The sequence below is a fragment of the Allomuricauda sp. CP2A genome (genome assembly GCF_001683915.1).
GTDB lineage: Bacteria > Bacteroidota > Bacteroidia > Flavobacteriales > Flavobacteriaceae > Flagellimonas.
The window spans coordinates 1-12367 of record NZ_LXTT01000139.1; the positions used below are offsets into that span (position 1 = coordinate 1).

14 protein-coding genes are annotated in these 12367 nt (G+C 43.2%); 7 read left to right on the top strand and 7 right to left on the bottom strand.

Features of this window, described 5'->3' with window-relative positions; genetic code table 11:
* The 3 genes from A7D14_RS16215 to A7D14_RS16225 all read left to right on the top strand — a co-directional run.
* Positions 1-273 (top strand): ATP-binding protein (locus tag A7D14_RS16215; protein ID WP_141673429.1); only part of this gene is annotated, 273 nt, incomplete at its 5' end.
* 5 nt (positions 274-278) lie between these two features.
* Positions 279-875, top strand: a complete 597-nt coding sequence (locus tag A7D14_RS16220) for a response regulator (protein ID WP_067037007.1) — start codon at positions 279-281, stop codon at positions 873-875.
* Positions 875-1480 carry a hypothetical protein gene (locus A7D14_RS16225; protein WP_067037009.1) on the top strand — a complete coding sequence of 202 codons (606 nt, stop codon included), beginning with the start codon at positions 875-877 and terminating at the stop codon, positions 1478-1480. Before A7D14_RS16220 ends, A7D14_RS16225 begins: the two co-directional genes overlap by 1 nt.
* Positions 1481-1665: 185 nt before the next feature.
* Here the strand turns inward: A7D14_RS16225 and A7D14_RS16230 are convergent, their stop codons facing one another.
* Positions 1666-2463 carry a universal stress protein gene (locus A7D14_RS16230; protein ID WP_067037011.1) on the bottom strand — a complete coding sequence of 266 codons (798 nt, stop codon included), beginning with the start codon at positions 2461-2463 and terminating at the stop codon, positions 1666-1668.
* Between the two features lie 139 nt (positions 2464-2602).
* Positions 2603-3973, bottom strand: coding sequence for an aldehyde dehydrogenase (locus A7D14_RS16235; RefSeq protein WP_067037160.1), 1371 nt, complete (start codon positions 3971-3973; stop codon positions 2603-2605).
* Between the two features lie 53 nt (positions 3974-4026).
* On the opposite strand from A7D14_RS16235, the gene A7D14_RS16240 reads away from it, so the two are divergent.
* Positions 4027-4218 (top strand): hypothetical protein, encoded by a 192-nt coding sequence (locus A7D14_RS16240; protein ID WP_067037013.1) that lies wholly within the window; start codon positions 4027-4029, stop codon positions 4216-4218.
* Positions 4219-4293: 75 nt separating this feature from the next.
* Here the strand turns inward: A7D14_RS16240 and A7D14_RS16245 are convergent, their stop codons facing one another.
* Positions 4294-5088 carry a hypothetical protein gene (locus A7D14_RS16245; RefSeq protein ID WP_067037015.1) on the bottom strand — a complete coding sequence of 265 codons (795 nt, stop codon included), beginning with the start codon at positions 5086-5088 and terminating at the stop codon, positions 4294-4296.
* 330 nt (positions 5089-5418) lie between these two features.
* Between A7D14_RS16245 and A7D14_RS16250 the strand changes: the two genes are divergently transcribed.
* Positions 5419-5895 (top strand): hypothetical protein, encoded by a 477-nt coding sequence (locus A7D14_RS16250; protein ID WP_141673430.1) that lies wholly within the window; start codon positions 5419-5421, stop codon positions 5893-5895.
* Between the two features lie 9 nt (positions 5896-5904).
* Here A7D14_RS16250 and A7D14_RS16255 read toward each other — a convergent pair whose 3' ends face one another.
* The 3 genes from A7D14_RS16255 to A7D14_RS16265 all read right to left on the bottom strand — a co-directional run bounded on the left by A7D14_RS16255 (position 5905) and on the right by A7D14_RS16265 (position 10328).
* Positions 5905-6555, bottom strand: coding sequence for a class I SAM-dependent methyltransferase (locus A7D14_RS16255; protein WP_067037019.1), 651 nt, complete (start codon positions 6553-6555; stop codon positions 5905-5907).
* A 5-nt stretch (positions 6556-6560) separates the two neighbouring features.
* Positions 6561-9815, bottom strand: a complete 3255-nt coding sequence (locus tag A7D14_RS16260; RefSeq protein ID WP_067037162.1) for a WD40/YVTN/BNR-like repeat-containing protein — start codon at positions 9813-9815, stop codon at positions 6561-6563.
* Between the two features lie 102 nt (positions 9816-9917).
* Positions 9918-10328, bottom strand: a complete 411-nt coding sequence (locus tag A7D14_RS16265; protein ID WP_067037021.1) for a DUF3052 domain-containing protein — start codon at positions 10326-10328, stop codon at positions 9918-9920.
* Positions 10329-10440: 112 nt separating this feature from the next.
* Here A7D14_RS16265 and A7D14_RS16270 point away from each other — a divergent pair, with 112 nt between their 5' ends.
* Positions 10441-11076, top strand: a complete 636-nt coding sequence (locus A7D14_RS16270; RefSeq protein WP_067037023.1) for a GntR family transcriptional regulator — start codon at positions 10441-10443, stop codon at positions 11074-11076.
* Positions 11077-11127: 51 nt separating this feature from the next.
* Positions 11128-11283, top strand: a complete 156-nt coding sequence (locus tag A7D14_RS20125; protein ID WP_176712438.1) for a hypothetical protein — start codon at positions 11128-11130, stop codon at positions 11281-11283.
* Here the strand turns inward: A7D14_RS20125 and A7D14_RS16275 are convergent.
* A complete protein-coding gene (locus A7D14_RS16275) occupies positions 11280-12362 on the bottom strand; it encodes an amidohydrolase family protein (RefSeq protein ID WP_067037164.1) in 1083 nt (360 codons plus the stop codon). The two genes, A7D14_RS20125 and A7D14_RS16275, sit on opposite strands and share 4 nt — an antisense overlap.
* Positions 12363-12367 lie beyond the last annotated feature (5 nt).

The following is a 12367-nucleotide window of genomic DNA, read 5'->3' on the forward strand; positions in this document are numbered from 1 at the left end:
AAAAAAAATAAACTTATTAAGTGTAGTACTATAACTACTAAGGATGATGTAACAATTCTTTTTTCTGATAATGGCATAGGAATTAAAGAAGAAGATAAGTTTAGGATTTTTGACATTTTCTTTACAAAGACAGCAGAAGATGGCGGAGCTGGGATGGGACTTTACATGGTTAAGACTAGAATAGAGGCCATGCAAGGAGAAATTGAAGTAGTTGAAAATGAACTTAAACCTACTGGAGCAACTTTTAAGATAAAATTGCCCTTTAAAAAATAAAATCAATGGAAGTGACAATTGTTGTAATTGATGATAACAAAGATATAGAAGAGCATGCATTGCTTTTTAGCCTTGAGGACAAATATGGTAAAGTTGAGTTTTTTGATAAGCCTTCGGAAGGTTTGAATTTCATTAAAACAAACTTGGACATAAATCAAATTGTTCTACTTGATATTGAATTTTCAGGGAGTGATCGAGAAGATGGTCACAAATTACTAGAAGAAATTAACAAAACATCAGCCTTGATTCCTGTTATATTATGGAGTGGAATTAATCAAACTGAAGAGGAATTTGGTGATTTCATAAATAACCACGCCTATGGTTTTTTAAGTAAAGATTCTACCTTAGAAGAATCCATAGAAATGGTTGATAAAGCATATTTAAAACTCGAAACAAGCTTAGATAATACAATAGAAGACTGGATTATAGAAAATGAAGAAGATAAGGATAAACCAATTTATATCAGTACAGATGGAAAATCATACTCTTTAAATGATATTTTGAGAGAAATTAGGGCGCAAACAGAAATTGGGAAAGAGTTTGCGGTGAAACTTAATGCTCTTACGATTGATTTATTATTAAGAGGGAAAAAGGAGTTGTAATGGCTGATATTCTTATTGTTTGTGATGAGGAAGATTTATCTATGGGTAAATTTTTCTTAGCGTGCAAGGAAAGATTAAATGCCTTTTTAAAATCAAAAAGCATAAAATTTTCAGAGCTAGGCAGTCAACAATTAAATGATTTGTCAATATCTATGCACATAAGCCCCCTACCAAAATTTATATTTGGTGCTTACTCACATGGCTCTAGCAATTCGCTATTAAAATCAGCTACAACAGAATATGTTTCTATAGCACAAAATGGAAAAGATTTTGAAGGAGGTTTTGTGTACACCTTTTCCTGTAGTTCTGGAAAAGAACTAGGAAAAGATCTGATATCTTGTAATTGTCAATGTTTCATTGGTTATTCAGAGGTAATATACATTTGGACAAATTTTTTCGATCCATTTATTGAATGTGCTAATTTTGGGTTAATTGAATTTTTTAACGGCCAAGATACAAGCAAAGTTTTTGATTCTATGATTGATAAATATAACCGGGAAATTGATAAAATGTATGAAATAGACCCAATGGTTGCGGCAGACTTAGTAGCAAATAGGCGTGCTCTGGTTATGCATGGCAATAATATTAACATATCTGATTTTTAATAACTTGACAGAAGAAATACAGGCCGGTGTACAGAACTGATATTATATCAAATAGCAAATCCGCCTGCTGCAGGCAGGGCTGCCCGCAATTTGTTTATGATTATAATTTGAACTATAATCTACATTATGTAAAACAGAACAACTCAAAACCAAAGAAAGCCATAAAACTCCCCTTTCTATTCTTTCTATGCCATAATAAAAATCGGTACGGTGGCTTTGCGCATTACCTCTTTGGCAGGATTGGTTTGAAACGCCAAGGTTTTACCCTCGTTTTTGGAAACGCACAACAATTGTGTATTGGTCCGTGATACATAGCTCACCAGACCGTCCATGGCATTGGCGCCTTCAGTAAACACATAGGAAACGGTTTTAGGCCAAGGGTTACTATCTTGTTCGCCTAGTGCTATTTTACCTTTAATATTAAAAATTCGCACAGGCTTTTCGCTGTCCCGCTTCAAATCTTTTATGATTTCCAAACCATTTTCGCGCAGTCCACTGCCAAAAACCCCCAAATTAATGTCCTTGAATGTATGGAATTTGTCATCTTTTCCAGTAATCAGCACATTGATATTGGTCTCATTGATCACAAAATCGGTGATACTTTCCCCTAGGAAATTGGGTCTGCGTTTGCCCAGGACCAAAATATCTGGTTTTTGGAGGGCCAAATAGTCCCTTACCCTGTTTTTTACATTGCCATATTCCAATTTATAGGAAAGCTTAATGCCTTCCTCTTCTTCTATGGTACGGATCAAATCCTGCATTTTGGAGCGGGTGTCCCGGTCATCTTTATAAATGGTTCGGATGGCGGACAATTGACTTTCCCGTTTTACGATATCCGTCGCCGGCTTTACGTGAAAGACCTCCACCGACCCATTCAAGGCCTTTGCCAGTTGCACGGCATTGGTCAATACAAGCTCGGAGCTTTTGGATAGATCAAGTAAAACGGAGATGCGGTATTTGCTCGAGGTGTTTTTAGCGTTCATGGTGTCATTGTTTTGGTGTGTATTTTAAATATAGCACCAAATTTGCACAACATTTCCCAGTTTAACTTTTGATTAATAAATAAATGTTTGGTATTCAGTGAGATACCCTTAAAATTACGGATTTCACAAAAAAATGCCGCTAAAAAAGGTGCTTAAAACGCTTTGCCCATGCCGTTGAGAGCTTGTAGGGCGCATACCGCAAAGGGATGTCGAGCCAATTGCCCCGCTTTACAATCGATTTTTTATGCGAAAACAAATCAAAGGAATGTTTGCCGTGGTACCCCCCTATTCCCGATGGGCCCACACCGCCAAAAGGCAGACGTTTGTTGCTGATATGGATCACGGTGTCGTTGATGGTTCCCCCACCAAAAGAGTATTGCGACATCAGCTTTTTTTGGAATTTTTTATCGGTGGAAAACAGATAAAACGCCAAGGATTTTCCATAGTTTGAAATATAACGGTGCAGGTCACCCTCGGTTTCATACGCAATGATGGGCAGAATCGGCCCAAAGATTTCCCCTTCCATCAATTTGCTGTTCATATCGGGTTCATCCACCAAGGTGGGCGCCACATATTTTTCGGAATCCACACAGCTTCCCCCAAAAAGAAGGGTTTGACCCTCAAGTTTTTCTTTAAGTTCCCGATAGTGTTTTTCGGTGGTGATTCGGGCAAAATCCAGGGATTTCTGAATGTCCGACCCATAAAATTCGGTGATATGGTGTTTGAGCTCCTCCACAAACCGCTCTTTGACTGTTTTATGGACCAAAATATAATCCGGGGCGATGCAGGTTTGTCCCGCATTGATGAATTTGCCCCATGCAATACGTTTGGCCGCTAACTTGACGGATGCCGTTTCGTCCACTACGCAAGGGTTTTTGCCCCCAAGTTCCAAGGTCACTGGGGTCAAGTGTTCCGCAGCACTTTTGTACACGATTTTACCCACACGGGTGCTTCCGGTAAAGAAAATGTACTCCCATTTTTCGGCCAAAAGCGCTTGTGAAGTCTCCACGCCCCCTTCCACCACTGCCACGTATTCAGCAGGAAATACATTCTGAATGATCTGGGCAATGATCCGTGAAGTGTTGGGGCTCAATTCCGAGGGTTTCAAAACAGCCGTATTCCCGGCGGCCAACGCACCCACCAACGGGGCCAAAGTCAACATAAAAGGATAATTCCACGGCGAAATGATCAATACTTTGCCAAAGGGTTCGGGCTGGATCCAGTCCTTTGACGGGAAATTGGTCCACGAAGCTTCAACGGGAATGGGCCTGCTCCACCGCTCCACATTTTGTATGGCATGGCCCAGCTCGGCAAGCACCAATTGGGTCTCCGTGGCCAGGGCCTCAAACTTCGGTTTCTTAAAATCGGCATACAGTGCATTGCAAATGGCATCTTCCTGCACTTCGATTTCTTGTTTCAACCGTTTTAAGAGTTGTTTTCTAAGAGCGACATTCTTGGTCTTTTGGGTCGCAAAAAAATCGTTTTGGGCATTTACAATATCCTGTACCATGGTCAAGTTCGAAAGATTTCCATAAATATAGTCAAACCCCAATAAAGAATTTCTTGAAGCCGACTATCCGCAAGGCAAGCATAGGGGTATTTCCCCAGTTTCATTTTGACCTAAAGATCAAAAACCGAAATTCTTTATTTTCATCACCCGAAACTGCCCATGGCAATTTCGACCTCTCCAAAGGAGAGGTGAAGCGAACTGACAAAATAAACCAAGGGCAAAGCCCCGAGGAATTCTATGATTAAGGTTGTGTTGGAATTGGGGAAACAAAAAAAGCACCGACCTGCGCCGATGCTTTCTCTTATGTTGTTCTTGGAAACTTATAGTGTTATCTCTTCCGAAGCCCCGTTGGGATAAACCAAAGTGGCGGTGTTGTCACACTCACCAGCTCCAAAATCCACCACAATGTCGAGACCGTTTTTGGTGACGATCATGCTTCCCGAGGTTATATTTTCACAACTAAGGCTACCTTCAAGGGTGTCCACTATTTCTACCGCGTAGGTGTTGCCGTCAGCCTGAATGGTCCAATCGCCGGCAAGGCTAAAGGTGCTGCTCTGCAGGTCTTCGCCAAAAGTAAAGCCAAAGGTTTTTGTACCTGATTCAGAAATGATGCTTTCATCCTCAAACTCAACGTTCATATCGCTGGTAACGGTAAATGAAAAGGAGTTGGTGTCCATATTTCCATTCATAACAAAGCTTCGGGTTCCATTTATTTTGATGGTACCCACATAAAAATCCACATACGTGGCGGTAAAAGAAGCCGATTCCTCCCCTACTTCGTAGGTCACGGTCACAGTACCGTTCACGTTGTCCGTTCCGTTCAATACACAGTTATTGAATGTGGCCACAAATCCGGTTTCTGAATATTCCGCAACATAACAATCATTGGTTTTGGCAGAGACGGCAGATTTGCCAGCACTGTTATCCGCAAAAAGTTCGGCGAGGGCATTATCGGCAACACTGGAGATGTCATCGGTCTCCATAATGGTCTGCAACTCGGTCTGGGTCAATTCTTGTTCAGCGTTTGGTTTGCCATCTTCGCTACAAGATTGGGCAAAAAGCAAAAAAGCACCCGATATGGCAATCGTGTAAATTTTTTTCGTAAGTCCGTTCATTTTACTTTAGTTAAGGGTTACGGTTCACTAACGATATGGCATATCTTTTAGTGTTTTTTGAAATCATTTATCGATAAAATGCAACCCTTTTAAAATAATACATCCTGATTTGTGTTATTTTAAGGGTATAAAACTTGAACTTGAATATCCGTAATCAATCATATAAATAAAGAGTTGTCAGGTCGAGCGCAGTCGAGACCTTATTTTTAAGACGTTGAATCCAATAACTTCTCGACTTTAGTTTATCCTGAGCGTAGTCGAAGGTCTCGAAGTGACAGGGCAATATGATTGATTTCGGACAATCTGTAACTTGAACTAAACAATTGAACTATGAAAAAAATTAGAGCCTTTTTCCCCTGTTTATTTTTAATTTTCTTGATGATGTCCTGCAGCAGCGATGATGGTGATGGAGCTGTTGCGGCTGAAGTACAGGTAATCGGGATATGGGATTTGTCCGAGGTAAATGTGAGTTCGGCCCAGGATATTGATATGGATGGTACTTCTTCCACCAATCTGATGAATGAATTGGACTGTGCTTCAGGCACCATATTGATCGATGGGGACAATACCTGGACTTTTGAGCAGACCGACATATCTGTTACAGCCATTACCGGGGGTCAATATTTTGCCCAATGCACCGATAATACAACAATGGGCACAGGTGCTTGGATTGTCAGTGGAAACCAAATCACATTTCAAGGCAGCAACACCTTGGGGACGCTTAGTTTTAGTGGTGACCGTCTTACCTATGCCGTTGGGGATGATTTACCCGGCATCCAGAGTTATGTGTACGTTCGCCGTGAGTAGTATCATCCGCTAGTCTGATTTTTTGGCAAGGATTACCCACATCTGCTTATCGGTTTCCCGTTCCCAATCGCCATGGTCTTCTATTTCAGAAACTAGGGTGAAGCCCGCTTGTTTCAACTCTTCGCGGACATACTCTGGGCCCAAGGAATGTGATGCAGTTTGTTGATTTCTTGATTTACCGCGCACCCAATCCTTTAGTTTTTCCATGAGGATGAGCTGTCCTCCCGGTTTCAAGGCCTTTTTTACATGCTGAAGGATTTCCTCATGGGCATCCATCTCGTGATAAGTGTCAAAAATGAAAACGGCATCCAATGTGCCTTCCGGTAATTTTGGATTATCGGTATCCCCCAGAATAGTGATGATGTTCCCAAGGCTTCTGTCATGGGCATTGGTACGCAGCTTTTGCAATCGGTCTTCCCGAATGTCCACGGCATAGACCCTGCCGGTCTCTGATACCTTTCTGGCCAAATGCATGCTCAAATAGCCTTCATGGCAACCAATATCAGCCACCTTGTCCCCTTCGCCCACTGCTGTCATCGCAAGTAGGGAATCGGTTTTCATCCATTTGTCCCGTTCCCCCCAATCCGACGCTGTGTACTGCGCCTGAAGCCCAAACACAGAACTTATAAAGATCAACAGGAAGGAACGGAAAAATGGCATAAACTTTAGTTTTTGATGAGTCCTTGACTTTCAATCCAAGGTGCTCCTGCGGCCTTCAATTCAGATTCCAAAGCAGGTAATGTGCTATTGACCAAAACGGACAATTCGTTTTTAATTTCCTGCAACTGGTTGTCTGCCCTATCCACGGCTGCTTTTTGGTTTCCAGTAGGTCCATAGGTGTTTCCTAGGGCCACCGTTCCAATAAATACGCCATCTTCAGGTAGTGGAGGGTTCCGCTTCCCTATTTCATTTTTGGCCGGATTTCCGCGCATTTTTACATCCAAGGCCAATAATTGGGATTTTGCCTCAAAAATTTTGTTGGAAAGCGCAGTGCTCGGCCGTTCGGCTTGTTCCATGGCCCGTTTCATGGCATCCACCTTCTGTAAACTTTTCTGCAATACAGTGGTAGTGGCCGTAAGGTCTTGTTGGAATTTCTGGAACCTATCACGGAACGCATCAATTTCAGCAACTGGTTTTGAAGGAAGTGCGCCTTCGCCCAAGGGTTTCACCTCAAAGCTTTGGGCAGTGGAAAGTTGCACTAACTCTCCATCCACGCTTTGGTACAATTCCACGGAATAGGTTCCTGGTGTGGCTTTGTATGGTGAAGGTAAAAACTCTTCATCCCCTCCTGCACTAGTTGGGCTTTCCAGAGGGATACCACTTCGGTTCGCATAGGACAAGTCCCAAGCTACGCGGTTGAAGCCCTTTTTGTTGGTTCCTTCCACTGTATTGACCACTTCTCCATCAGCATTCTTTACCATAAGCACTAAAGCCGGTTTTTCCTGAAGGGTTTCATCCTCAAGTTTGTCCCATCCCGGAAACGGAATGTTGGCCTTTTGTTTGGTGAGTTCTTTTTCTTTCTCGGTCCGTACTTCTTTTAAGGATTTTAGTTTTTCAGGTAAATAATAGGTGAATGTGGCCCCATAAGGTGGATTTTTGGCCGCATATTCTGAATGCCCTTGTCCATATACGGCTTCTTTTTCCATATACCAATAGGCCGGTTGTACTTTAAATAAGGTAGGCTCTTTTGTGGAAGCATCAAAATCCCGAAGTGGGGAAATATCATCCAAAATATAAATACCACGCCCGAAGGTGCCTCCAACCAAATCATCTTCCCTTCTTTGGATGGTGACATCCCTAAAAGAAATGGTGGGGACTCCCCCATCCAGTTTTGTCCAGGTGCTCCCCCCATTGTTGGTGAAATAAATGCCAAATTCCGTAGCGGCAAATAGCATTTCCTTCTTTTTGTGGTCTTGCACAATCCGCCAGGTGATCAATCGCTTGGGCAAATTCCCATTGATAAAGGTCCAAGTGCTGCCTTTGTCCGTGCTCTTGAGCAGATAAGGTTTAAAGTCTCCTTCCTTGTGGTTGTCCAGAACCAAATAAACGGTATTGGCATCATGCAGATCGGCCCTAACATCGTTGACAAAGGCCCTGCTGGGAACACCTTTTATGTTGCCCAACATGATTTTTCGCCAAGTGTTGCCGCCATCATCCGTAACCTGAAGGATTCCATCGTCCGTACCTGCGTAGATGAGCCCCTCTTGTACCGGGGATTCCGCCAATGAGGTGATGGTGTTGTAGTTGGACATGGCATCGACATCCCAAGGATTGTCCCAACTTTGTTGCCCTCCCATGATGGGAAGGGTCAAACGTTCTTCATTTCGGGTAAGGTCTGTTGAAATTGGGGTCCACTCATCTCCCCTGTTTTCTGATTTCCACACACGGTACGAGGCAAAATAAAGGCGTTCGGGCTTATGGGGACTCACTAAAATGGGGGCATCCCAATTGAAACGTTCGTGGGGTTCCCCTGCCCTTGGCTGTGGTTGTACAAAAACGGTTTCTCCAGTGGTCTGGTCTATTCGCCATAACCACCCTTGTTGAAACTCACCGTAGGTGATATCTGGATTTCCCGGTTCTGTTGCGGATTGGTGACCGTCTGCGCCCAAGGTGATCCACCAATCGGAATTCAGTATTCCAGCTTGGTTTTTGGTTTGGGATGGCCCTCCGTGGGAGCCATTGTCTTGGGTGCCACCATAAATATTGTAAAAGGGTGTGGAATCGTCAACGGCAATTTTATAGTATTGGGTCACGGGAAGATTGTCAAAGTAGCGCCATGTTTTGGTGTGGTCGTAGGATTCATACAGGCCACCATCCGTTCCGAAAAGCACATAATCCGGGTCAGACTTTTTAAAGGCCATGGCATGACTGTCCACATGCTTTTTCTCTTCATTCATTTGTGTAAATGTTTTTCCATAGTCATTGGAAATCAACACAATGTAACTCATTAAATAAAGTCTTCCTTCATGATGAGGGGAAGCGTACAATTCTTGATAGTAATGTGGCCCGGTTCCTCCTGAAACCGCATCGGATTGCTTGGTCCAAGAAGCACCACCATTTTCGGTCATGTACAGCCCTCCTTTTTTTCGGTCCAATTCAATGGCCGCATAAACCGTTTCGTGGTCAAAAGGAGAAATGGCCAAACCGATTTTCCCCAAATTCGAGGTCGGGATTCCGTTGGTCAATTCGGTCCATGTATCGCCACCATCGCTACTTTTGTGAATTCCAGACCCGGGCCCTCCCCCCATATAGGCAGCAACTGTTCTATGGCGGTCCCATGTGGCAGCGTACAACACATCTGGATTGGTAGGATCCATCACAATATCCGTAACCCCGGTCCATTCACTGTTGCCGAGGGTTCTGTTCCAGGTATTTCCGCCATCCGTGGTTTTATAAAAGCCTCGCTCCCCACCTTTGGCCCAAAGCGGCCCTTGAGCGGCCACCCAAACAATATTGGAATTTTCGGGATGGACAATGATTTTGGAAATATGTTCAGAGGTCTTTAGCCCTGTGTTTTTCCAGGTTTTGCCCTCATCGTGACTCACATAAACCCCGTCGCCGAAACCAACGTGTCTACCTCCCACATTTTCACCGGTTCCGACCCAAATGGTACTGGGGTTGTTGGGGTCTATGGTAACACATCCAATGGAATAGCTGGATTGGTCATCAAAAATGGGGTCCCAAGTGACCCCAGCGTTGATGGTTTTCCAAACGCCACCCGAACCAACGGCAACATACCAAATACTTTCGTTGTTTGGATGAATAGCAATATCAGCGATACGCCCAGAGGTCAGCGCAGGCCCGATACTTCTGAATTCCAATCCCGCATATGGGGAAGGATCAGGTTTTTGGGCAGTTGTTGATAAAGAAAAAAGAGTGAATAGAAAAAGTGCAGAACAGAATTTGTAACAATGTCCCATATATAACAGTTTTAGTTGAATTAGCATTGTAATATAACCAAAACCGTAGGTTTATTCCTAAAAGAAATGTGAAAAAACAATCGAATATGGAAAAAATGAAAGTTACTTTCTGTCCCTTAATCGATATACAAATTTGAGTCCGCTCCAATCCTCGTCGATGGCAGCAACTTTGGTGTCAACCAATCCAAGCGAGAGCAAATGGTCGCGAACGGGCTCACGTTTTAAATCAGTTTGTATTTTGGACGTACCCTTGGGCCAGCTTACCCAAAGAATTCCATCCATTTTTAGTATTTCTTTGTATGGAGAGGCAACACTGACCAGTTCTTCCAAATCTGTGCAGAAAATGTGGATGAAATCCTGCTTGTCCTCTCCCAGTCCATTGCGAACATCCAAATTGCCGGGCAAATCCGTGAACAAATCCCAATAGTATTTTGGCGCATTGTAGAGCGTAATGGAAAATCCTTCTTTGATTCCCAGTTTTTTGGCCAAAGGTGTTGCTGAGTAGCCTGCCATGAAAGTTTAGTTTATGTCTTTTTACTTCATTTCACCAAAAATTGATTCTAAATATAGGATAATAAGCGCAATGGTTTCCCGTTAAATCGTATACGATTTGTAATTTAGTGCCATGAGCCAAATTACCATCCTAAGGGATAAAGTGAAGGACCATTTGTTGGGCCAGATAGAAAAAGGGGAGCTTACCATTGGAAAAACCATCAATCTTGCGTCCTTATCGCGAACTATTGGCATTAGTGTCACCCCTATCCGTGAGGCGTTGAGCCAGTTGGAGCAGGCCCGGGTAATCAATGCGGTCCCCAATCGAGGTTTTGTAGTCACACACTTAACCAAAAAAGAAGCCGGAAACCTTTACGAGACCGTAGCACAGCTGGAAGTAATTGCACTGGAGAGTTCCCTGTTCCATCCGGAGGATGTTGAGCATTTGTGGCGCCAAGCGAAGCAATTGGATGATGAAAAAAGCCTGAATGGCCGCTTTGAATTCCATCGACTTCTTGTAAAAAACTGTACCAATACGGTTTTGTTACAAACCTTGGAAAGCCTTAAAGTTCGACTACGCTTTTATGAACAAGGTTTTGCTAAGGACACTACTTTTTTTGAATCGGCCAACCGACAAAATAAGTCAATTACACAAGCTATTGAGCAGGACAACATTCCTACCGCCGCTTTGATCTTGAAAATGAACTGGATGACGGTTTTGGAGTATGTTCAGCGAAAAATGGATGAGAAAGGAACAGCAACCCCCTGAAAATCAAAATAAATCGAACTGGATTTCGTTTTTGAATAAAACTATTTTCCCATGCAATTTTTAAATAAGGAAATTGAAGCATTGATCAAAAGGAAAAAATCTCCTTCATTGGTCAAAAAACAGATATCCTGTGGCATTTTTCAGGATTTGGATACTGTGGAACTGGACCCAAAAAGGCCTGTTACCAAAAATAGGGCGCAGCCTTAATCCGCAAACAAGGATTTGTCCAAGCCTGGAATCAGATTGAGCGCATTTTTGTAGTACACTTTCTTTAAAACCTCATCGGGGAGGTCCAGCCCGTACATGGCCCAGAACGCATGGTATTTTTTGTAGTATGGGAAATACTCATCCGCGGTTTCCAGTACCCTGAAATAGGTAGGAAATTCCTCGGGTTGCCAACTATCCTTTCCAAAGAGAATGCGATCTTGGTATTTAATGAAAAATTCCCGTGCCCGTCTCGGTTGTCGTCCCAATTCAGCAATAATGGCCCCTATGCCCACATTCATGTTGGGAATTTCATCCATCAACTCCCCTAGCCTATCCAAATTGTTGGCGTACCATCCCATGTGCGCATTGATGAACTTGGTTTTGGGATGCTTTTTGAACATACGATGCTGTTCATCAATGATTTGTTGCCAAGGCACTGGGTCTGTGGCCGAACGTAGTCTTCTGGGGTGTGTCTTCAGCTCCAACCATCGTTCGTTATCCCCATCCATGGGGTCCCAAAACGACTTTGGATCGGCAGAATGGATGAGTACAGGGATCCCAAGCTCGGCACATTTGGCCCAAATGGGGTCCAGTCTGGGGTCATCCACAGGAATTCGGTTTCCATTGACATCATTGTTTCGCAAGCCTAAACTTTTATAGACTTTTAATCCTTTAGCCCCATTTTTCACATCCTTTTCCAATTGCGCAGCGGCTTGTTCACCCCAATTTGGACTTCCCACCCCACTGTAGTCCACATTGGCAAAAATGGCAAACCGATTGGGATAATGCTCGTTCACATTCTTCAATTTAGCCTTGAGGTCCTCCCCAGAACCGCCGCTCAAATTCACCATGATGCCTTCATTGAGTTTGTCCATGTCCTTGATCAGTTCAGACAAATCTTGACTATCCATTCGAAACTGGTGACTGTGCACGTCAATAAAAGTAAACTTGGCCCTTTCCACAGGGTGTTCTGGCACCACTAAGGTTGAAGTGGGGTTGTATTCCTCAAATCCCATTTCTTGGGCATGGGTGAATGCAAAGCAGGAGATGACTGCTAAAGTAAAAGTATAGATTTTCATGTATA